Genomic DNA, 21,527 nt, shown 5'->3' on the forward strand with positions numbered 1-21,527 from the left:
ATCGCGACGGTGAGGAGGACGGCGATGGCCGAGGTGGAGGAACGGGTTCGCCACTACTACCCGACGGTCGATTCCGGCGATGCGGAGGCGGTGGCGGCGCTGTTCGCCGAGGACGCCGTCTACGCCCGCCCGGGATATCAGCCGCTGCGCGGTCGCGCGGCGATCCTGGCCTTCTACACCGGCGACCGGGTGATCGCGGAGGGGCGGCACACCGTCGATCGGGTCCTGGTCGCGGGCGGTCGGGCCGCGGTACAGGGCCGCTTCGACGGCGTGCTCAAGGACGGCAGCGAGGTCGCGGTCGAGTTTGCCGACTTCTTCGACGTCGACGACGCGGGCGCGTTCACCGAGCGGACCACCTACTTCTACGCGCCGCTGGTCTGATCAGGCGGCAACCAGTGCCGGCTGCTGGGCGCGGAGCAGCTCGGCGTACCGGCCGTCGCGGTTGATCAACTCATCGTGCGTGCCGAGCTCGACGACCTTCCCATGATCAAGAACCATGATCAGGTCGGCATCGCGGATCGTGGACAGCCGGTGCGCGATGGTGATCGTGGTACGCCCGTGCGAGAGCTCGTCCAGCGCCGCCTGCACGGCCCGCTCGGTGGTGTTGTCCAGGGCGGAGGTCGCCTCGTCCAGCACCAGCACGGCGGGATCGCGCAGGATGGTCCGGGCCAGCGCGATCCGCTGCTTCTCTCCGCCGGAGAACCGGTAGCCGCGGGCGCCGACGATGGTGTGATAGCCCTTCGGCAGTTCCATGATCATCTCGTGCACCTGGGCCGCCCGAGCGGCCCCGACGAGCTCGTCGTCGGTGGCGTCCGGTCGCGCATGGCGCAGGTTGTCGGCGATCGAGGCGTGCAGCAGATAGGTGTCCTGGGACACGACGCCGACCAGCTCGGCGACATTCTCCAGGGTCAGCTCGCGAAGATCGACACCGTCGATCCGCACGCCGCCGGTGGTCGGGTCGTGCAGGCGGGAGACCAGCCCGGCCAGCGTCGACTTGCCCGAACCGGTCGAGCCGACCACCGCCAGGGTCGAGCCGGCCGGGATGGTCAGGTCGATCCCGGTGAGGGCCTCGCCGTCGGCGTCCGGATAGGCGTACGACACGTCGTCGAAGGTCACTTCGCCGCGGGCGTGGCGCGGATCGAGGTGCTTCGGTTCGTCCGGGTCGGTGATCGTCACGGGCAGGTCGAGGTACTCGAAGATCCGCGAGAACAGGGCGAGCGAGGAGTTCACCTGGACGGTGACGCTGAGCACCCCCATCAGCGGGCGGAACAGGCCGGCCTGCAGGGCGGTGAACGCGACCAGCGTACCGATCGAGATGCCGGCGCCGGTCGCCGGCAGACCGGCGATCAGATAGATCAGCGCGGGGATCGCGGCAAAGATCACCGACAGGGTGGCCATCCGCCAGCGGCCGGCGAGCTGGGAGCGCAGTTCCAGCTCGGTCAGGGTTTCCGACGACTCGGCGAACCGTCGGGAGAGCTGGTTGCCCGATCCCAGGGTCTTGGACAACTGCACCCCGGAGACCGACAGCGACTCCTCGATCTGGGTCTGCAGGTCGGCGAGCTTGCGCTGTGCCTGCATCGTCACCTCGCGCCGCATCTGCGACACCTTGCGGGTGAACCAGACGGCCGGCGGCAGCACGATCAGGCTGAGCAGCGAGAGCTGCCAGGACAGGGCGAGCATCGCGATCGCGGTGCCGATCACGGTGGTGACATTGGTGGCGATCGAGGTTGCCGTGGTGGTGACCACCGATTGCATGCCGTTGATGTCGTTGGTCAGCCGCGACTGGACCTCGCCGCCGCGAGTGCGGGTGAAGAAGTCCAGCGGCAGCCGCTGCAGATGCGCGAAGACCCTGGTCCGAAGGCCATGCATGACCCGCTGGCCGACGATGGTCGACTGCCAGGTCTGGATCACGCCGAAGATCGCATTGATCACCGCGACGCCGAGCATCGCGCCGACCAGTCCCAGCAGCAGCGGCACGTCGTGCTCGGGGAGGGCCCGATCGAAGAGGGCCCGGGTGAGGAACGGGGTGGCCAGTCCGACGACGGACGAGGCAATGATCAGAACGGTGACGATCCCGAGGCGGGCCCGGTGCGGCCCGAAGAGGGCCGCGACGCGGCGCAGGCTCACGGGGTGTTCGTCGAGCTGGCGCCGGTCGGCCTCGCTCAGTCGGCGGCCGGGGCCGCCGCCGGGGCCGTCCGGCCGGTGCGGGTGGGTGTCGGGGGCTGCCATGGGCGTACCTCCCTTCCGTGGGAAAGATCCGGCCTTCCGGGGGAGGAAGATCCGGGCGAAGACATGATGAGGTTACCTCACTATCTGGTAACCACACCAATCGCTAGGATATTCCCGTGTCCCGAACCGATGAGCGTGGCGACGACGAGCCGTCGCTCGGCCGGCTGGTGATGCTCGCCGCCCGCCGAGTGCGCGAGGCGCGGGTGGCGGCGTTCGAGCCCTACGGCCTGGCGGCCCACCAGGCGCGCGCCTTCCTGGTCGTGCTGCGCTGGAGCGCCGGCGAACTGCGGCTGTCCCGGCTGGCCGAGCGGCTGCACATCGCGCCGCGCTCGGTGACCGAGGTCGTCGATGCGCTGGAGGAGAAGGGGCTGGTACGCCGATCTCCCAGCCCCACCGACCGCCGGGCCACCGTCGTCGAGCCGACCGAGGCCGGCCGCGAGCTCGGTCACAAGTTGAAGCGCGGCGAGCTGACCGGCGGCGACTCGACGGTGTTCGCGGCCCTCACCGAGACCGAGCGGGGCACGCTCACGCGCCTGCTGGCCAAGGTGGCCGACGCCTGAGCCTGCCCCCTCCCTGTGGGCATCGGGCCGCGTGCGGGGTGGCGTCAGTTCGACGGGCGCGGCTCCGCTGCGGCTGCGCGGTGGGGCGCCGTTCGCGCGTTCGGCAGTGCGCGCCTTCCGCGCAGCGGGCCACTGTTCAGCCAGATCGCCGCGACGAGCACCGCGCCGACCATGATCAGCATCGTCGGTCGCAGCCCGAGGTTCGCGCCCAGGGCGCCGGACACCAGTGCGGCGAGCGGCATCGTGCCGTAGTTGATCAACTGGCTCACGGTGATCGACCGGGCCAACAGGCCCGGTTGGACATAGCGCTGGAGCCAGGAGCTGCGCACCACATTGCCGCCCACGGTGACGAAGGCGAGCGCGAACCAGGCGGCGGTCACCACGGCCCAGCCGGCCGCGCCGGCGCCGGCGAGCGGCACCAGCACCACGACGGGTTGCAGCGCCTGGGTTGTGCGTAGCAATCGCGCGCTGCCGAGGATTCGCGACAGGGCGGGGGCGGCCGCGGCGCCGGCGATGCCGCCGGCCATGCCCACCGTGAGGACCGCCCCGGCACCGCCGGGCGGCAGGCCCAGCTCAGCGGTGAGGAACAGCAACAACACCGTCATGATCCCGGTCAGACCGAAGTTCGCCATGCCTCCGGCGACAGTCATGTTGCGCAGCACGGGATCGCCGAAGACAGACCCGAACCCGTCGGCGACGCGGCGGCGGACGGATCCCGGTTCGTGGATGACGTGGCGCTCGACCCGGCTGAGTGCAACCAGACACACCGTGGAGGCGGCGAGTCCGATGAGCTGGGCGAGCATGCCCAGCGCGGCGGAGCCGAGTTGGGTGATCGCCCCGGCAATGCCGGGGCCGGCCATCTCGGCCGTCGACTGGCTGCCGTACAGCCGTGAGTTGGCCGACTCCAGATGGCCCGGCGGGACCAGCGTCGCGACGAGCCCGGGGTATGCCGAACGGAAGAAGACGATGCAGCAGCCGGTCACCAGCGCGACCAGCACCAGCTGCGGCAGCGAGAGGCGGTCGACCAGCGCCGCGACCGGCACCGTGGCCAGCGCCGCCATCGTGACCAGGTTGGCGATGATCATGACCGTTCGCGGTGAGCTTCGGTCGACGATCACGCCGGCCGGAATGCCGATCACCAGCCAGGGCAGCCAGGTCGCTGCCGTCAGCAGGCCCAACCACTGTGGCCCAGCAGCGAGGCTGAAGATCGCGATCATGGGGAGCAAGGTGGTGGCAGTGGCCGCACCGACCGCGTTGGCTGTTTCCCCGGCCCAGAGCAACCCGAAGCGAGGCCCCAGCCCCTCTGGTCGGGCGTTCATGGCTGGCTCGGGAAGCCGCGCATGAAGACCAGGACCGGCTCGGCGTTCGGATCGGCCAGGCGCTCGCTCTGCTCGTCCGCGACCCGTTCGTGCCAGCTGGTCAGCACCTGGAGTAGCTCCGCGCCGAGCTGATCCAACTCCTGCGGCGTGAGTCTGAGCCAGTCCTGGGACGCGAATGCGGTGCCGTTCCATTCGCCCGCGGTCTCGGAATTGGCCAGCCACTCGCGCACCCGGTCCGCCTGTCGCTCGGCCTGCAGGGCCTCGGCCTGGCGTGCCACTTCCACGGCCGAGCCGTCGAGATCGGCCCGGTTCCACCGGAAACCCGAGTTGCTCAGCCGCCACCATCGCTCGCGGCGGTCCCGGGCGAGATCCGGTGCCTCCTCGATGAATCCGGTCTCGGCGAGGACCCGGAGGTGGTGGCTCGCACTGCCCACCGCCTGTCCGGTGCGCTGGGCCAGTGCGGTGGCCGTGGACGGGCCATCGACCCGAAGTGCGTCGAGCAGCCGGGAGCGGAACGGATTGGCCAGCGCGGCAAGGGACTCCGCCCGACGGATCGTCCGGTAGTTGTGATCGGCCATGCCGGCAGGGTAGATTAACAAGAAGTGTTGTGCAATGACTCTTGTGTAAGTGTGCAGGTCTTCGGCTCCGACGGATCGCCCGAGAAGGAAGTTTGCGACCGCGGGCCTGTGGCTCCCCATTAAGGTGGTGCGGCTGCAAGGACGAGCGAGAGGGGCGCGATGAAGGCGCTGGTGAAGCGCGGCCCCGAGCCGGGCCTGGAGATGACCGAGGTGCCGGAGCCGGTGATCGGACCGTCCGATGTGTTGGTCCGGGTCGCCGCGACCGGCATCTGTGGCACCGATCTGCACATCGAGGCCTGGGACGACTGGGCCGCCGGCGCGGTACGCGCGCCGCTCGTGGTGGGGCACGAGTTCGCCGGCGACGTCGTCGAGGTGGGCTCGGCGGTCACGGAGGTACGCGTCGGCGACTTCGTCTCCGGGGAGGGGCATCTGGTCTGCGGACGCTGCCGCAACTGCCGCGCCGGGCGCCGCCAGCTCTGCCAGAACACGCGCGGCATCGGCGTACACGTCGACGGGGCGTTCGCCGAGTACGTCGCGATCCCGGCCGGCAACGCCTGGGTGCACAAGATCGACATCGATCCCGGCGTCGCCGCGATCTTCGACCCCTTCGGCAATGCCGTGCACACCGCGCTCGCCTTTCCCTGTCTCGGCGAGGACGTGCTGGTCACCGGCGCGGGCCCGATCGGCATCCTCGCGGCGATGGTCGCCAGACACGCCGGCGCCCGACATGTGGCGATCACCGATCTGTCCGAGGCCAGGCTCGATCTTGCCCGGCGGCTCGGGGTGAGCAGGGCGGTGCGGGCAGAGCCGGGAGCCTTCCGCGGGCTGTTCGCCGAGCTGGAGATGGCCGAGGGATTCGACGTCGGGCTGGAGATGTCGGGCAGCGGCGCGGCACTGCGGGAGATGATCGACGCGATGACCCACGGTGGCCGGATCGCGATGCTCGGCCTGCCGAGCCGCGAGATCAGCATCGACTTTGCTGAGATCGTCCTGAAGATGTTGACGCTCAAGGGCATCTACGGCCGGGAGATGTTCGAGACCTGGTACGCCATGAGCGTGCTGCTGCAGAGCGGGTTGGACATCTCCGGCGTGATCACCGATCGGGTGCCCTACGCCGACTGGCCGACCGCCTTCGCAGCCGCCAGGGACGGGGATTCCGGCAAGGTGATCATGACCTGGCGCTGACCCCGGACCGCCGCGGGATTTCGTCGTCTGGTGTTCACCTCGCGTTCGCCGGGCCGCCGCCCGGGGGCGGGAGCGTTGCTGTGTACCGGAACTCATTTTTAATAAGGAGAACCTAAGAACATGGCCACGCCGACCCGTCGAAAACTGCTCCCGCTCTTCACGTCCGAGGCGCACGGCGGGCGCCGCTCGTCGCTGACCTGCAAGATGCGCTGCGGGGATGCCTGCTTCCACGAGGTGCCCAACAAGTCCGACAACCCCTACCTGGGCGACATCATCGGTTCGATGTCGCGGCGCGGCCTGCTCAAGGCGGGCATGGTGGTCGGCGGCGCAGCGGCGCTGGGCGTTGCCTTCGACGCGACGGTGCGCCCGCGTACCGCACTCGCCGATGCGCGGCCCGGAATCGCCTGGGATGCGATCTCGCCGTCGACCGCCGATGCGGTGGTCGTGCCCGAGGGCTATGAGCAGCGGGTCGTCATCGCCTGGGGCGACAAGCTGTTCAGCTCGGCGCCGGACTTCGACCCGGCCAACCAGACCGCGGCGGCGCAGGTCGAACAGTTCGGCTACAACAGCGATTTCCTGGGCTTCCTCGAGATCGACGAGGAGGCCGACCTGTTGGTGAACAACCACGAGTACACCGACGAATACATCATGTTCCCGGGTTACGACCCGGAGAACCCGACCGAGGAGCAGGTCAAGATCGCCTGGGCCGCGCACGGCCTGTCGATCGTCGCGGTACGCCGTCCCGAGGGCGACACCGGCCCCCTGGAGCCGGTCGTCGACCACCAGCTCAACCGCCGCCTGCACACCGGAACCGAGTTCGAGCTGACCGGCGCGGCCGCGGGCCACGAGTTGCTGCAGACCTCGATCGACCCGAGCGGCACCCGGGTCAACGGCACCCTGAACAATTGCTCGGGCGGCCTGACCCCTTGGGGTACGTGGCTGACCGCGGAGGAGAACTTCAACCAGTACTTCGCCAATGCCGAGCAGATCACCGATGAGGTGACCGCGGAGCGGCTCGCCCGCTACGGCATCTCGGGCGGCGCGACCGAGCGCAAGTGGGAGCGCTACGACGACCGCTTCGATCTGACCAAGGAGCCGAACGAGGTCAACAAGTTCGGCTGGGTCGTCGAGATCGACCCGTTCGATCCCGACAGCACGCCGAAGAAGCGGACCGGCCTCGGCCGGTTCAAGCACGAGGCGGCAACCATCCGGATCACCGAGGACGGTCGCGCGGCCGCCTACACCGGTGACGACGAGCGCTTCGACTACTTCTACAAGTTCATCTCCGCGGGTCAGGCCGGCGTCGGCTGCCTCGAGGAGGGCGACCTCTACGTGGCGCGGTTCACCGGCAACTCGCCGGAGAGCGAGATCGACGGCTCGGGCGAGCTGCCCGCGGACGGCAAGTTCGACGGCACGGGCGAGTGGCTGCCGCTGGTGGTGGGTGGCGAGTCCAAGGTCGAGGGGATGAGCGTCGAGGAGGTGTTGATCTTCACCCGGCTTGCCGCCGACAAGGTCGGTGCGACGAAGATGGACCGCCCCGAGGACGCCGAGCCGAACCCGGTCACCGGTCACGTGTTCATCGCCCTGACCAACAACAGCCGCCGCGAGGGCGACCAGGTCGACGAGGCGAACCCGCGCCCGGAGAACAAGGACGGCCACGTCCTGGAGCTGATCGAGGACGGCAACGACTCGGGCGCCCTGACCTTCGCCTGGAACCTGTTCCTGGTCTGTGGCGTGCCCGACGACCCGACGAGCTACTTCGCCGGGTTCGACAAGTCGCAGGTCTCGCCGATCTCCTGCCCGGACAATGTCACCTTCGACAGCCTCGGCAACCTGTGGATCTCCACCGACGGGCAGCCGTCGTCGCTGGGCCACAACGACGGGCTGTTCGCGGTGCCCACCGAGGGTCCGGATCGCGGCAAGGTGCAGCAGTTCCTGTCGGTGCCGGTGGCGGCCGAAACCTGTGGGCCGTGGGTCGTCGGCGACGGCAGCGGCCGCATCTGCGTGGCCGTGCAGCACCCGGGTGAGAGCGACGATGCGAGCTTCGAGCAGCCGTCGTCGAACTGGCCCGACGGTGGCGACTCGGTGCCGCGGCCCGCCGTGGTCGCGGTCTGGCCGACGGTTCGGCCGACCCCGAGCGCCTCGCCGACCGCGTCGCCGAGTGGCACCCCGACCGCCTCGCCGAGCGCGAGCGGTTCGCCGACGGCCTCGCCGAGTGCTTCCGGATCCCCGAGTGCTTCCGGATCCCCGAGTGCTTCGGGTACGCCGAGTGCTTCGGGTACGCCGGGCGCGCCCGGGCCCGCGGCGCCGGGCGGGAACGGCACCGGCACCCGCCCGCCGCTGGCCGACACCGGTGGCGAGACCGGCGGTGCCGTGCTCGCCGGCCTGGCGGCGATCGCGGGCGGCATCGCCGCCCTGCGCAACCGCGGCCGCGGGGGCGAGTGATCTCTGCGACGGGCTGAATCCGGGCCGCGGGGAAACCACTCCGCGGTGCCGGGTTCAGTCCGTCGCTTCTTCGTGACGCCCGATTCCGGGCCGTCCGGTTCTTCTCGGAGTTGGTACGCCGCAGCGCCCCGCCGACATCTCTGATGATCATCGTCGCCCGTCACCGTACCGGTGGGTACGGGCTCGCCCGAGCGCCGGCGGTCGCCGCGGTACCGGTTGAAGATGATCATGGATTGGTGATCTTGGTCGCGGCGCGCCGGCCGCCTTCCTCACCGCTGGCCGAACGGCCCATCCCGCTGGCTGCGGACGACCCGGTGCGGTCGGACCCGCTCGTTCCGGATCCGCCGTCAATCATCCGATGATTGCTGCCTGCACGACGAAAGCGACGCCGTCGATCCGGCGATCGATCCGGCACGGCTATATCCGATACCTCGTCGGTACCGATCGGCGCACCCGGCTCTCGGTGCCCGGCAGGTACCCCGGCTCTGCACACTGACCGGGACATGTCGCTACGACGGACGAGAGAGCGAAGAGATGCGTACCGAGATCAACCTGATGGGTCGGCTGACCGTCCAACGCAACGGGAATGTTCACCACCTGTCGTCACCTCAGGCCCGGGTGGCATTTGCCCGGCTGGCCCTTGCCGGTCCGAATGGCGTTCTACGAGACGAGCTGGGCGAAACGATCTGGCCCTTCGAACTGCCCGCGACCTGGGCCTCCGCGCTCAGATCGCTGATCAGCCGACTGCGCACCTTCGTAGGAAGCTGGCGCCCCGAGATCGCGGAGCCCATCGTGCTCAGTTGTGGCCGCTACGTCCTCGACCTCGGCCCGGCGGCCGATGAGGAGATCGTCGTCGACGTTCGACGCGCACACCACCTGGTCGCGGCGGCACGGACAGCTCTCGCCGACGAAGCGAACGCCGAGGCCGCCGCGTTCGTCGACGAATCGCTGCGCTGCTTGAGATTCCAGTTCATGGCCGAGCACGACGGCGAATGGGTGGCCGAGCAGCGCGACGTCCTGACCGCCCTGCGCATCGCGGCAATGGAGCTCGGCTATCGGGCCGCGATGGCCGAACATGATCATCCCCGCGCGGTTCGAATCGCGAAAGAGACGGTCGCAGTGGCCCCGGATCGGGAAAGCGCGTACCGCGACCTGATGTCCGCGCACAAGGCGGTCGGGAACCGGGCCGAGGCGCTGCACGAATACCGGCGTCTACAGACCATCCTGTCCGAGGAGTTGGGCGTCGATCCCTCCCCCGAGACCGAACTCGTCTACCTCGACCTGCTGGGGCGGGCCGCCCGGCCGACGGGGTCGGACTCGTCCCCCGCCGACAGCCGGTCGAACGCGCGGTCCGCTCCGCTGGGCTCGAGTTCGCGTGGCGCTGCCGGCCGGGCGGCCGCCTCGTCGCAGCGGAGCCGTCGAACGGTGGTCACGGCACGAAGCGCGCCGGGCCGGACTGGGGCGCCGCGGGTGTCCCACGCCGAGGTCCTGGGCGCCGTCAGCGTTCTTCTCCGCGCGGGTGCGCTGCAGCCGATCCGGACATCGAGCGCCGGGCGCGGAGAGCGCCACCCGGGCCTGCTGTTGCATGACGCCGTCGCCAAGGACGCCATGCGCAGCCACCCCGATCTCTACTGGGCCGACGGTTCCGCGCTCGGGCAACCGGCAGCCGATCGACGTATTCAGGTCCCCGGGGTGGGCCTGAAGCGATGACATCGGCCGTCGCGGACGCCGGTCGGCCCTCGGCCGAGCAACGCCGGCGGCTGTCGGGTCCGCGCAGCGTCGGCGCGGCATCCCTGTTCGACCGGATCCTTCCGGACGCGGTGGTGACGGCGGCCGCCACCGCCGATGATCCGGCGCCCGAGGTCTCGCTGGGACCGGGACCCGAACCCGGCTGGTTGGCCCGAGCCGTCCCGAGCCGGCGCGCCGAGTTCGCAACCACGAGGCGTTGCGCCCAACGTGCGCTGTCGGCTTTCGGGCTGGGACACGCGACCGTCGGGCGTGGATCGCGGGGCGAACCGCTGTGGCCCGAGGGCTTTGTTGGTTCGCTCACGCACTGCCACGGATACCGTGCGGCCGCGGTCGCCCGGGCGCGGTCGGCCGCCGGCATCGGGATCGATGTCGAACCGCACAGTCAATTGCCCACGGGCGTAGCGCGGTTGACTGCCAGCGACGCCGAGTGTCGGCAATTGGACAGGCGGTGCGCGACGGACCCGCAGATTCACTGGAGGACCGTGTTCTTCAGTGCGAAGGAGGCGATATTCAAGGCCTGGTACCCGCTCACGCGGTGTGAGCTGCGATTCCGGGAGGTGGTCTTGTCGGTGGCCGCGGACGGCACGTTCAGCGGGCGTATCCTCCATCCCGCCGCCGACGTCATGCCAACGGGCGATGTGATCTCCGGGACCTGGCTGGTGATGGATGAGCTGATCTGCACAGCAGTCGTCGTGGAGCCGCAGTCCACGGCGGGTAGCGGAGTCGGGCCGCCGCCGGCGATCGGTCCGCCCGTCGTCAGCGGCCGGTTGTCCTTGTCGTCGGACGAGCCGAAAAGTGGGCCGGTGGCGCTGTAGCGTGACCGTGCGAAGGCCGCTCACAAGGCGACCTGGAACGGCACCCGAGGCCCTGTCCTGCGCTCCGAATCTCCGTCGGAGAAGGGACTCCCCGGATTTGCCGTGTCGTGACGGGGACCGAGGAGAGGGGGTGGACTCCGTGGTGGAACCCCCGAAGGTCGTGCGGCGCCGGTTGGTGGATGAGATCCGCAGATTCCGGCGCTCCGTGCTCATCGAAGCGGGCGGTGGGCTCGGCAAGACCCAATTGCTCGAGCAGTTGATCGCAGCCGACGGTGGCGTGCTGATTCGGCTGGCCCGCGACCAGCCGGCCGATCACGCGACGCTGGTCGCGGAACTCAAGGCCACCACGGGAAGCCGATCTGCGTTGGCGGACATCGCAACGGCTCGTCAGTGCCTCACCAAATCTGTCGGGTGCGGCATGCTCGCGGTGGACAACGTCGAGATGCTCACCGACGATGCCGCCGAGTGGCTCGCCGAGCTCACCCGCTGCGGCGGTTCGCTCCGGGTCCTGATCAGCAGCCGAGTACTGCCGGATCCATTGGCCGCGTTGGAGTTCCAGGGGGATGCGGAGCGATTCAACACCCAGGATCTGCTGTTCGACGAGATGGAGTCCGACACCTTGGCTCGGCTTCAACTCGGTGACGAGGACGGCCAGCGGCTCGGCCCGATGCTGCACTCGTTGTCCGGGGGTTGGGTCGCCCTGCTGCAGATCATGGTCCGACGGCTCATGCGGTCAGCCGATCGGATGGCGTCGGCGACGATGCTCGTCCAGAACTCCGACCTGATCCGCCAATTGATCGACCACTATGCCGCTGACCTGGATCATCGCGATCGGCTCCTGATGGCCCAGGTTGCCGCCTTCCCCCAGGTGAATGACCGCCTGATGGCGCACCTGGGCGAGCCAGGTCTGCTGCGCCGGCTGTTGGGGGCCGGAATCCCGTTCGCGGTGGGTGCCGACGGGTGGTCGCGGCTGTGCCAGGAGGCCAGGAACTCGCTGACGGCCACCGCCCCCCTGGACCCCGATCTGGCGCGACGCGGGGCGCCCCTACTGGTCTCGCACCGCGCCGAGGCCGCGGCTGCGACGCTCCTGGTCGAGAGCGGCCTGGCCGAGGATGCGGCCGAGCTTCTCGGGAGTCTGCCGACGTCTGGGATCAACCGGATTCCGCCGGCTGAGTTCGTCAGCCTGGTGGCGAGCCTCGGACGGGTGGCCGAGAGCTCCCCGCGGGTGTTGATGCACCTGGCCAGGGCGCATCGCAATCTGGGCCAGCTCGCCGAGGAGCGGGAAGTGATCGATTGGGCATTCCGGGTCACCCGCCGGCACAGCGATGAGCTGGCGTTGGAGGTCGAGGGCGAGCTGCTCATCCAGCGGGCGAGGCTACGCGACTCCGAAGGACTCTCCCGGGTCGTGGAGCTTCTCGACTCCGGGGTGCCCGAAGGTAGCCGTGCGCATGCCAGCCTGCTCGAGGCGCTCGGCATGTTCCTCGCGCTGACTCCGGACGGCGGAACCCTGCGGCGGGCCGAGGATGCCATGCGACAGGCGGCGATCACCTGGGGCAAGCTGGCGGAGGCGGCCCGCGCCACGGAGGCTCGGCGGAATCTCGCCACCCACGTCCTGGCTGCGTCCGGTCGGACCAAACAGGGCGCGGCGTTGTTGAACCGGCTGGCGCTCTCCAGCGAGACCGAGATCGACCGGATGCTCTGTCTGGTGGCGGAGGCACGGCTGCAGGCGCTGAGTGGCGAATCCGACCGCTCGCTCGAGATGCTCGAGGAAGCGACCTCGCTCGCGGATCTGCTCGGCATCGACTGGGTCCCGGGACATGCGGCATGGACGCGGATGATCATCGCGGCCAACCGTGGCGACGGCTCGATGACCCTGCGTGAGCTCGCCATCGCGACTGCCCACCTGGGGCAACTGATCAACGACGGCGGCGGGTTGCTGTTCCTCTGCGAGGCAGCCGATGCCTGCGCCATGGTGGGTGCCCAGGGGTCGTCCAACCGGTTGCTGGAGGAAGCACGTGATCATCGGGTCGAGGATCCGACGCTCGTGACGATGACCGAGGCCTTCCTCGGAGCACGACAGGGCGAGCCGCAGGCCGGCGCGGCCCTGCAGCAGATGCTCGAGGCAGGGGACATTCCGCCGGGCGCCCGGTGGAAGGCCGAACTGCTGACGGGCTACGTGCACGACGTGGCGGGTCGCACCGCAAGTGCCGGTGCTTCGCTGGTGGCCGCCTTCGACAGGTCGGCCGGACTGGGCGTGCCCGATCTTCCCGAGCGTCGCGAGAAGCGGCTGGTCGATGTGCTCCGGGCGGGATTGCCGCACGGGCCGGTGACGACCGGGAGTGCTTCTGGCGATCAGTTCGAGGTGCGCGTGCTCGGTGAGTTCCGCATAGCTCGTGGCCGGTCGGCTCTGGTCGGTCCCGGCCGCGCCGAGCAGTTGGTGAAGTACCTCGTCCTGACCGGCGGTTCGGCCAGGGACGAGTTCATGGCCGAGCAGATGTGGCCGGGGGCGGCTCGAGGCGTCGGCCAGCGCCGGCTGAAGAACGTATTGACCCGGGTACGCCAGAGCTATCCCGGGCTGGTGGTTCGCAGCGGCTCCACGCTGAGCCTGGCCTCCTGTGTCGTCGACCTGCACCAGTTCGACGAACTTGCCCAGGCCGCAGTCACCGCACGCGGGGACGACGAGCTTCGATCGGCTCGGGCGGCGCTGGACGCCTTCGCCGGTCCGCTACTGCCAGACGATGTCGACGACGAGTTCGTCGATGTGAGGCGGGAGGCCGTTCGGCGCCGGTCGCTCGGCCTGATCGACGTCGTACTCGTCGCCGCTCTGCGCGATGGTGATCTTGGGGAGGCCGTCCGTCTCCTGGAGCGGTCGATGGCGCTGGATCCCTACGACCAGGAGCGCCCGCTGCGAGTCACCCAGGCGTTGATCGCCGACGGCCGACTCTCCGAGGCGGGCGCACTCGCCTCCCGCGTCCTGGCGGCGGCGGAGGAGCTGGGCGTACCGCCCGCCGTGGAGTGGCAGGGGCTGTCGGCCGATCATCCGGCGCTCGGGTCGGTCGCGCCGTCAGGACAGCTTGCCGCCGGCTACGCCGATGAGCTCGTCCACGGTTCGACACCACGAGGACAGATCGGCCGCCTGCAGTAGGCCGGTCCCAACCAGGAGCCCGCGATAGCCGGCGCGTAGCAACCGGGCGGCATCGTCGGCGCTGTCGATGCCGCTGGCGCTGACCGGGCAGCGGCTGCCCGTCGCCCTGATCTGCGACAGCAGTCGCAGGCTTCGCTCACGGTCGGGTTCGCCGCGTTCCCGCTTCCTGATGTCCTTGTTGTTCACGGCGACGATGCAACCCTCGGCGTCGGGAAGCGCAGCGATCTCGGCCTCGTCGGCGACCTCGATGAACGGGGTGAGGCCAAGGTCATGTGCCTTCTCGACCAGCCGCGCCATTGCTCGGTCCGGCAGGAGGGTTGCGGTCAGCAGCACCGCGGACGCCCCGGCGTCGCGTGAGGCAACGAGCTGGGAGGAATTCGTGAAGAAGTCCTTGTGCAGGATTGGGAGATCGGTGCAGGAGACCACCTCGTCCAGCAGATCTCGATCCCCGCCGAACCACCGGCCGGTCACGACGGACAGACACGGGGCCCCGGCGTCGGTGTAGGCGGCGACGATCTGTGCCGAGGTCCGGCCCCGGAACAGTTCCTCGCCGTCGGCCGAGCGTCGTTTCAGCTCCATGATCACCGGTCGTCGTGCGTTCAGTACGGCAGTCAGGAAACGACTGTCCATCGATCATCCCTCCTCGCCGGCCCGGATGAACCGGCGTGCGTGCTCACGGGGCGTGCACAGGTGTCAGTTGCCCGCGCCCGTTGCGCGGCGGCCGGGTCCCGCGACGGCTGACGCCAGTGCCGACACGGTCCCGGCCACCGCGTGCCCACGCCGTGCGAGCGGGTCGAGCGGTTCAGTTGGTCCCGACGGGTGCCGGCCGGTTCACGAGGGCGTCGATGGCGTCGACGCTGCGGAAGTTGTCCGGGTCCAGGGCCGCCTCGTCGACGGTCACGTCGAACTCGGTCTCGACCCAGGCGATGAGCTTGAGCAGGCCGAGGCTGTCGATGACTCCGTTGGTGAGCAGGTCGTAGTCGGAGGTGAGGTCGGTTGCCACGGCTCCGGGCAGGAACTCGGTGACGATGTAGTCCTTGATGGTGTCCTGAGTGGTCATGTCTTTCCGTTCTTTCGGTCGTGTTCAGGTGAGAGATACTCCGCCGTCAACGCTCAGCACCTGGCCGGTGATGTAGTCGTTGTCGAGGAATACCTTGATCGCCGGCGCGGCCTCGAGCGGTGTCGTGAGCCGTGGAATCGGCAGCTTGGCGGCGAGATCACGACGAAACTTCTCGGTCGCGTCCGCGGTCATTCGGGTCTCCATGAACCCGGGTGAAACAGCATTGACGGTGACGCCCCGCCGACCGCACTCGGTCGCCAGGGTGCGGGTGAGTGCGATCACGCCGGACTTGGAGGCGGCGTAGGCCGTCTGGCCCGCGGTCGCCACCAGGGCCGACGGGGAGACCACGTTGACGATTCGCCCCCAGCGGCGTCGAACCATCCCCGGCAGCACCGCGCGACTCATGTGGAAGGTCCCCAGGAGGTTGGTCTGGATGACGGTGCTCCACACGTCCGGCGCCTGATTCATCATCAGCGCGTCGCTGCGCATCGCCGCGTTGTTGATCAGGATGTCGACCCCACCCAGTTCGGCGGTGATCCGATCATGCAACCCCTGCACGGAATCCCAGTCGGTGATGTCGGCCTGAGCCACCAGCGAGTTGTTGGACAGACGCGAGCTCACCTGCCGGGCCTGTTCGGCCGATCGGTTGTAGTGCAGGACGATGCGGCATCCGGCACGGTCCAGGAACTCGGCAACCGCGGCGCCGAATCCGCCCGACGCCCCGGTGACCAGCGCGACCGGCGACTCGGGGCGCTCGCCGACGCCCCGCGGGGCGGGTGCCGGTGCGGCGGTCATGACTGCCACTCCATCGGCTCGCCCGCACCCCACTCGAGTAGGGCGGTGACCCACACCATGCCCGCGCCGAAGGCGGCGAGTAGCAGCTTGTCGCCGGGTTCGATGCGGCCGGCGGCCAACGCCTCGGACAGGGCGATCGGTATCGATGCGGCACCGGTATTGCCGTACCGCTCGATGTTGGTGATCAAACGGTCCTGCGGTACGCCCGCATGTTCCATGATCGACTCGATGATGCGGATGTTTGCCTGGTGGGGCAGGAGGTGGTCGATGCCATCGACGTCCAGGCCGGCCGAGTCGAGCGTACGCCGCACCGAACCCACGGTGAACCGGACCGCATTGAGGTAGATCTCGTTGCCCTTGATCTTGGCGAAGTGCAGATTGTCGCGAACGGTGTCCGTGCTGGTGGGCAGGCGGCTCCCGCCCGCCGTGATCTTCAGGCTCTCCACCTTCGAGCCGTCACATCCGGTGTCCCAGTGACGAAGCCAGCTTCGGCTCGAGGGCGTGAGCACAACCGCGCCTGCTCCATCGCCCATCAGGACACTCAGGTCCCGATCTTCCGGGTTCACACAACGCGAGCGAGTGTCGGCGCCGATCAGCAGGATCGGCCGGGGATCGATTGCCATCAGGCCGGCCGCGACGACCAGGCCATAGGCGAAGCTGGCGCACTCGGCACCTACGTCGTGGGCTCCGCCGGCGGTTCCCAGCTCTCGCTGAACGAATGCCGACGTCGCCGGCGAGGGCTGCTCCGGAGTGCCGGAAGCGACGATCAGATGGGAGATCTGGTCCGGGCCCAGACCGGCACTGGCCAGCGCGGCCCGCCCGGCCTCGGCCGCGAGGGAGGCCGTGGTCTCGCCGGCGCCCACTACCCGCCGTTCGCGAATGCCGGTTCGCTGGACGATCCAGTCGTCGTCGATTCCGAACCGATTGCTCAGCTCGGCGTTGACCAGCGTTCCCGCGGGCACGTGGTGGCCCCAACCGGCAATCCTGATCCCCGGGACGGTCGTTGCCTCAGCCATCGTTGGCAACCGCGCCGACCACACGGTCTTCCTGGATCTTCTTGTGCAGGTCCCGGAAGGTCATCGAGTCGTTGATCTCGCCGACGATGGACTCGTCCAGCGCGAGCTCGGGGTACTGCTCCTGCATGTGATAGACCCACTCGGTGAGATCGAGGGAGTCGACGGCCGACGAGGTCAGCGGCGTGTCCGGGTCAAATTCCTCGACCCCGCTGACCGCCATCAGACGGTTGACGGATTCTTCGAGACTGGGCATCTTCATGCTGAACTCCTTCTAGTGCTCCTGCGGATATCTTTCGCCAGTCGGTCGGCAAGCCGCGGCGCTGCGCGATTGGCCACCATCTTGTTTGATCGTACTTACCGCGCTGCAAACGATCTGCAAAGTGGGTGGTGAGCCGTCGGTCGGCCGAGCCATCGCGCCGACGAGGGCCACGCAGTCAGCCCTGTTGCCAGCCCTTCCTGATTTGACGGATCCGGGTTGTGCAAAATTCTCCGCGCTCATTCCTTGCCGCGGTGTCGACGTCCACCCCGACAAATCTTTCGTGCGCCGCGATGTCGTCGAACTCGCACCGGTTGTGTGCCGAGATCCCGCCGGCGAGAATGAAAGGGATGTCGAAGGTTTCCGCCAGTTCCGCCACTACCCGCGACCCGATGGTGGTCCCGGTACTCCCCACCCGCCCGCGCGGGCCGGTCGCGTCGAGCAGGAAGATGTCGGTGCCGGCGCGTTGGTAGGAGTCGAGCAGGCCGCGCTCGACGCAGTCCGCTCCGGACACATGCAGCACCTTGACGACGACCAGGGTCGGAAGTTCGCGCTTCAGCACCCGGACCAGGCCCGGCGGCTGGTAGCCGTGCAACTGAACCAGGTTGATGCGGGCGGTGCTGGCCGCGGTGACGATCGTGCCCGGGTCGCGATGGAACGAGACCAGGACCGGCTCGACGAACCGCGTTCGTCCGGCGCGCGCGAGCGCGGCCAGCCTGGCGAGCTGCCCGAGGGACAGCTCGTGGGCGCCGCCGGAGACACCGTGCCACAGCCCGACCAGGTCGGCGCCGCTGGCCGCCAGGATGTCGACATCTGCGTCCTGGGTGGCGCCGCAGACCTTCAGCATCACGCGGGTTTGTTGTATCCGGTCGTGCTGCGTGGTCATCGCTACAGTCCCATGAGGGAGGAGATCCGGTTGTACTGGATCTCGGTCGTCCCGGAGTAGATGGTGCCGCCGACGGCATTCGCCAGCTCGCGGTCGAGACCGAATTCAGACATATAGCCGTTCCCGCCAAAGATCTGAATCGCCGACAGTGCGGATGCGACATTGGCCTCACTGGCCAGTAATTTGGAGATGGCGACATCTTCGGTGACGTCGTGACCGCTGGTCAGTCTTTCTGCCGTGTCGTACAGCCATCGTCGCGCGGTCTCCAGTCGTATGCGCATATCGACCAGCCGGTGCGCGATCGCCTGGTAGCTGCCGATATGGTGTCCGAATTGCCTTCGCTGTTTGGCGTACTCGATACATCTGTCGAGGCGATGCTGCATCTCGCCGATGTTGATGATGAACGAGCACAGCACCTCCCACTTCATGACATGGGCGAGCACCATGTATCCCCTGCCGAGGCCGCCGACAATCCGGGCACCGGGAATGCGGCAGTCATCGAAGAAGAGCTCCGCCATGGGCGAGGTCGAGAGCCCCATCTTCTGGACCGGCCGACCGGCGGTGAAGCCCGGGTCGTCGGCGTGGACCAGGAAAGCGGTGATACCGAGGGGACCGCCTTCGGGACGCGTCTTCGCGTAGACGACGACCACCTCGGCGATGGGCCCGTTGGTGACGAAGGCCTTGCTTCCGTTGAGGATGTAGTCCTCGCCGTCGGGGGTCGCGGTCGTCCGCATGTTGAGCGCATCGGAACCGGAGTCGGGTTCGCTGATCGCGTGCGCTCCAGCCATCGAACCGTCGACCACCGAAGGCAGGTAGCGCTGCCGCTGCTCCTCGGTTCCGAATGCCGCCAGCGCAACCCCGACGCTGCACATGGCGGTCGCCACCGAGAAGCTCAGTCCTCCATCCCGGCACGCTTTTCCGAGCGCCTCCAACACGTACATCGTCGTCAGCAGATCGGTGCCGGCGCCGCCATACTTCGGCTCGAACGGCAGGCCGAGGACCCCGGTGGCTGTGATGAGTTGCCAGTCCTGCCAGGGGAAATCGGCGTGCCCACGGCCGTCGAGGGAGGCGGACGGGAGTTTGGCGCACCACCGCAACATGCCGTCCCGCAACGACTGCTGCTGGTCGTCCCACGCTCGCATGACCTAGTACGCGGACGCCGCGGCGCGGTCGAGGCTGTGTGCTTCGGTGCCCTTCAGGGCAGGAGAGAAGACGCAGACCAGCCGCAGGTCGGAGTCCGGATCAGCGACCAGGTAGTGCGCGTCGTGCTGGTCGAGGGCATACAACGTGCCCGGGGTGATGCGATGACTCGTCCCCTCGACGGTGATCACCTCACCGCTGCCCTCGATGCAGTAGCAGGCCTCCAGATGGTTGCGATACTCGAGCAGGGAGCGCGTTCCGGCGAGGACGATGGTATCGGTCACGGTGTATCCGAGCCCGTCGGAATCGAGCAGGAATCTCCGGCTGAGGCCGTTGCCCCAGGCGATGGTGGTGACGTCCTTCAGTTGGCGTACGATCATTTCTGGTCTCCTTCAATAGTTGCCGTGGCATGGTTGACGGGATCGGGTGTTGGAGTGGTCGTGGTGCAGGCGATGGTGTACGCGGGACCGGCGCGCAGTGATGCGTGGCCGATGTCGAGTTCGTCGACGAACGCGGCGATCTCGGTCGCGACATCGCGACCGGCCAGGTGGGCGGCCTCCGCGCGCCCGACCATCGCGCTGCCGATCACGGCAGCGTCTGCGCCGACCGCGGCCATGTTCGCCACGTCGGCACCGGTCCGGATGCCGAAGCCGACGGCGATCGGTGCCTCGGTGTGCGCGCGCAGCGACGCAAGCTGGGGGCGGATCGCTTCGGGGTCGGGGCTGGGTCCCGACCCGCTGCGCCCGTAGTGGGCGACCAGGTACACATAGGCCGATGCGTGGTCGGCTGCCTCGGCGACGACCGCCGGGGGCGACCCGGCATAACACGTGGTGACGATCGGCAGCCCGGCCGCGTGCGCGTGGTCGTAGAACTCCGGCCGGACCCGAGGCGGCGCACCGTGCAACAGGAATCCCGCCGCCCCGGACTCCGCCACCGCCCCGATCACCGAGGTCAACGATCGCGGCCTGACCGTATGGGCCCAGTCCGCCAGCAGAACGATCTTCAGATGACGGTGTCGATCGTGCGCCCCGGCGACGAATGCCAATGCCTGCGCCAGGTCCGTTCCGGCAGCCAGCGCCCGGTCCGCGGAGCGGCGGATCACCGGCCCGTCGCTGATCGAGTCCGGAAAGGGGACGCCCAGCTCCAGGACATCCACACCGCGGTCGTCGAGCACGTCGGCAACGTCGTCGAGCACCTCGAAGGGCGGGTCGCCGGCGTTGAGGAAGACGGCCGTCCCCATCGGGCGAGTGAACATCTCGGTCATCAGATCCTCGCTTCGGAGAGTGCCGGGCTGCCGTCGCGACCGCTCTCCGCGGACGGCCGGACCGGCGTACCGGCCCGCATCGACTCCACCAGTTCCCGCACCACGCCTTCCTGAATGACGGCCCGTGCGGCATCGACCGCGGCCGGCCAATAGCTTTCGAGCCCACCGATGATCATCAGTGCGGCGGCGTTCAGGGAGACCGTGTGGGTCGCGTCCTCTCCACCGAGGCCGGACACCACCTCCAGGAAGTGGTCGACCAGTCGAGTCGGGTCGTCCACGGGAGCGAGGCCGGCGAACGAATCTCCGGATCCGGGCGTGGCCCGAGCGATCTTGATCGTTCGTCCACCGTGGTGATGCAGGGCATTGTCGGCGGTGCTGATCAGCTCGTCGGCGCCGACGGCGTTGGTCGAGAACCAGATGTCCTGATCGTCGATCGCCGCCGCGACGGCGGTGGCAACAGGCAATTGCGTCGGCGAGGCCAGGCCGGTGAGTTGGCTGGCCCCGTGCAGCCGCGGGAGGAACGGCCCGATGAAGTTGAGGATCCGGCCGTAGTTTCGTAGGGGCACCGGCATGATCCGGCGAGCGAGCACGGTCAGTTCCCGGGGATAGACGAACGGGCCCGCGAAGGCGATGCCATGTCGTTCGACGGCCGCCGCGGTGTCCTGGTGGGACTTCGTCAATCGGATGCCGAGCCGGTCGAGCAGATCGATCGAACCGTACCGACTCGAGTACGCCCGGGAGCCGGTCTTGACCACCCGCACGCCGAGCGCTGCGGCCACGAACGCGGCGGCGGTGGAGATGTTGAAGGTCGACGGGCCGCCCCCGACCCCGACAACGTTCACCGTTCCCGCGTACGAGTGCGCCGGGACCGGGTTACGGGCGCGCAACGTCAGCGCGAGGTTGATCATGGTCTGCTGGTGACCTTGGTCGTCGCGATGGACGCCTGCTGTGTTGATCGCGTCCAGGACGCCGAGCAGGACGTCGGCGGCCAGGCGATCCGCGAGCAGATCGTCCCAGAACGACTGCCAGGTCGCCTCGTCGAGGGGACGGCCGGCGGCAAGGGTGGTGAGCGCGTCTGTCATGAC

Annotated in this window: 20 protein-coding genes; 7 read left to right on the top strand and 13 right to left on the bottom strand. The window is 68.8% G+C overall.

What is annotated here, in order from left to right; translation table 11 throughout:
• Positions 1 to 24 precede the first annotated feature (24 nt).
• Positions 25 to 381 carry a nuclear transport factor 2 family protein gene (locus tag GGQ54_RS10915; protein ID WP_179445414.1) on the top strand — a complete coding sequence of 119 codons (357 nt, stop codon included), beginning with the start codon at positions 25 to 27 and terminating at the stop codon, positions 379 to 381.
• Here GGQ54_RS10915 and GGQ54_RS10920 read toward each other — a convergent pair whose 3' ends face one another.
• Complete coding sequence (locus GGQ54_RS10920) at positions 382 to 2,229, bottom strand: ABC transporter ATP-binding protein (protein ID WP_179445415.1); 1,848 nt, start codon at positions 2,227 to 2,229, stop codon at positions 382 to 384. It abuts the gene before it with no gap.
• Between the two features lie 116 nt (positions 2,230 to 2,345).
• Here GGQ54_RS10920 and GGQ54_RS10925 point away from each other — a divergent pair, with 116 nt between their 5' ends.
• Positions 2,346 to 2,789, top strand: a complete 444-nt coding sequence (locus GGQ54_RS10925; RefSeq protein ID WP_343045936.1) for a MarR family winged helix-turn-helix transcriptional regulator — start codon at positions 2,346 to 2,348, stop codon at positions 2,787 to 2,789.
• Between the two features lie 44 nt (positions 2,790 to 2,833).
• Here GGQ54_RS10925 and GGQ54_RS10930 read toward each other — a convergent pair whose 3' ends face one another.
• Positions 2,834 to 4,108: an MFS transporter gene (locus GGQ54_RS10930; protein WP_179445416.1), complete on the bottom strand. Its 1,275-nt coding sequence runs from the start codon at positions 4,106 to 4,108 to the stop codon at positions 2,834 to 2,836.
• Positions 4,105 to 4,686, bottom strand: coding sequence for an ArsR/SmtB family transcription factor (locus tag GGQ54_RS10935; RefSeq protein WP_179445417.1), 582 nt, complete (start codon positions 4,684 to 4,686; stop codon positions 4,105 to 4,107). The genes GGQ54_RS10930 and GGQ54_RS10935 overlap by 4 nt, the downstream gene beginning before the upstream one ends.
• A gap of 159 nt (positions 4,687 to 4,845) precedes the next feature.
• On the opposite strand from GGQ54_RS10935, the gene tdh reads away from it, so the two are divergent.
• The 5 genes from tdh (at position 4,846) to GGQ54_RS17640 (ending at position 14,025) form a co-directional block, all read left to right on the top strand.
• The gene (gene tdh, locus GGQ54_RS10940; RefSeq protein ID WP_179445418.1) at positions 4,846 to 5,871 is read left to right on the top strand and encodes an L-threonine 3-dehydrogenase; all 1,026 of its coding nucleotides are present in this window, start codon (positions 4,846 to 4,848) and stop codon (positions 5,869 to 5,871) included.
• Positions 5,872 to 5,991: 120 nt separating this feature from the next.
• Positions 5,992 to 8,316 carry a PhoX family protein gene (locus GGQ54_RS10945; RefSeq protein WP_179445419.1) on the top strand — a complete coding sequence of 775 codons (2,325 nt, stop codon included), beginning with the start codon at positions 5,992 to 5,994 and terminating at the stop codon, positions 8,314 to 8,316.
• 534 nt (positions 8,317 to 8,850) lie between these two features.
• Positions 8,851 to 10,026, top strand: coding sequence for an AfsR/SARP family transcriptional regulator (locus GGQ54_RS10950; RefSeq protein ID WP_179445420.1), 1,176 nt, complete (start codon positions 8,851 to 8,853; stop codon positions 10,024 to 10,026).
• The gene (locus GGQ54_RS10955) at positions 10,023 to 10,880 is read left to right on the top strand and encodes a 4'-phosphopantetheinyl transferase family protein (protein WP_179445421.1); all 858 of its coding nucleotides are present in this window, start codon (positions 10,023 to 10,025) and stop codon (positions 10,878 to 10,880) included. The genes GGQ54_RS10950 and GGQ54_RS10955 overlap by 4 nt, the downstream gene beginning before the upstream one ends.
• A 130-nt stretch (positions 10,881 to 11,010) precedes the next feature.
• Positions 11,011 to 14,025 carry a BTAD domain-containing putative transcriptional regulator gene (locus GGQ54_RS17640; RefSeq protein WP_179445422.1) on the top strand — a complete coding sequence of 1,005 codons (3,015 nt, stop codon included), beginning with the start codon at positions 11,011 to 11,013 and terminating at the stop codon, positions 14,023 to 14,025.
• Here the strand turns inward: GGQ54_RS17640 and GGQ54_RS10965 are convergent.
• The 10 genes from GGQ54_RS10965 to GGQ54_RS11010 all read right to left on the bottom strand — a co-directional run bounded on the left by GGQ54_RS10965 (position 13,945) and on the right by GGQ54_RS11010 (position 21,524).
• Positions 13,945 to 14,655 (bottom strand): beta/alpha barrel domain-containing protein, encoded by a 711-nt coding sequence (locus GGQ54_RS10965; RefSeq protein ID WP_179445423.1) that lies wholly within the window; start codon positions 14,653 to 14,655, stop codon positions 13,945 to 13,947. The two genes, GGQ54_RS17640 and GGQ54_RS10965, sit on opposite strands and share 81 nt — an antisense overlap.
• A gap of 172 nt (positions 14,656 to 14,827) precedes the next feature.
• Complete coding sequence (locus GGQ54_RS10970; protein WP_179445424.1) at positions 14,828 to 15,085, bottom strand: acyl carrier protein; 258 nt, start codon at positions 15,083 to 15,085, stop codon at positions 14,828 to 14,830.
• Positions 15,086 to 15,109: 24 nt separating this feature from the next.
• On the bottom strand, positions 15,110 to 15,880 hold the full coding sequence (locus GGQ54_RS10975) for an SDR family NAD(P)-dependent oxidoreductase (protein ID WP_179445425.1): 771 nt from the start codon (positions 15,878 to 15,880) through the stop codon (positions 15,110 to 15,112).
• Positions 15,877 to 16,920, bottom strand: coding sequence for a 3-oxoacyl-ACP synthase III family protein (locus tag GGQ54_RS10980; RefSeq protein WP_218843822.1), 1,044 nt, complete (start codon positions 16,918 to 16,920; stop codon positions 15,877 to 15,879). The genes GGQ54_RS10975 and GGQ54_RS10980 overlap by 4 nt, the downstream gene beginning before the upstream one ends.
• Positions 16,889 to 17,155: a hypothetical protein gene (locus GGQ54_RS10985; protein ID WP_179445426.1), complete on the bottom strand. Its 267-nt coding sequence runs from the start codon at positions 17,153 to 17,155 to the stop codon at positions 16,889 to 16,891. The genes GGQ54_RS10980 and GGQ54_RS10985 overlap by 32 nt, the downstream gene beginning before the upstream one ends.
• Before the next feature lie 175 nt (positions 17,156 to 17,330).
• The gene (locus tag GGQ54_RS10990; RefSeq protein ID WP_218843823.1) at positions 17,331 to 18,038 is read right to left on the bottom strand and encodes a phosphoribosylanthranilate isomerase; all 708 of its coding nucleotides are present in this window, start codon (positions 18,036 to 18,038) and stop codon (positions 17,331 to 17,333) included.
• A 2-nt stretch (positions 18,039 to 18,040) separates the two neighbouring features.
• On the bottom strand, positions 18,041 to 19,180 hold the full coding sequence (locus tag GGQ54_RS10995) for an acyl-CoA dehydrogenase family protein (RefSeq protein ID WP_179445427.1): 1,140 nt from the start codon (positions 19,178 to 19,180) through the stop codon (positions 18,041 to 18,043).
• Between the two features lie 3 nt (positions 19,181 to 19,183).
• Positions 19,184 to 19,558: an ectoine synthase gene (locus GGQ54_RS11000; RefSeq protein WP_179445428.1), complete on the bottom strand. Its 375-nt coding sequence runs from the start codon at positions 19,556 to 19,558 to the stop codon at positions 19,184 to 19,186.
• A complete protein-coding gene (gene trpA, locus GGQ54_RS11005) occupies positions 19,555 to 20,442 on the bottom strand; it encodes a tryptophan synthase subunit alpha (RefSeq protein ID WP_179445429.1) in 888 nt (295 codons plus the stop codon). The genes GGQ54_RS11000 and trpA overlap by 4 nt, the downstream gene beginning before the upstream one ends.
• Positions 20,442 to 21,524, bottom strand: a complete 1,083-nt coding sequence (locus tag GGQ54_RS11010) for a hypothetical protein (RefSeq protein ID WP_218843824.1) — start codon at positions 21,522 to 21,524, stop codon at positions 20,442 to 20,444. Before GGQ54_RS11010 ends, trpA begins: the two co-directional genes overlap by 1 nt.
• Positions 21,525 to 21,527: the final 3 nt, after the last annotated feature.

It is taken from the genome of Naumannella cuiyingiana, assembly GCF_013408305.1.
Lineage (GTDB): Bacteria > Actinomycetota > Actinomycetes > Propionibacteriales > Propionibacteriaceae > Naumannella > Naumannella cuiyingiana.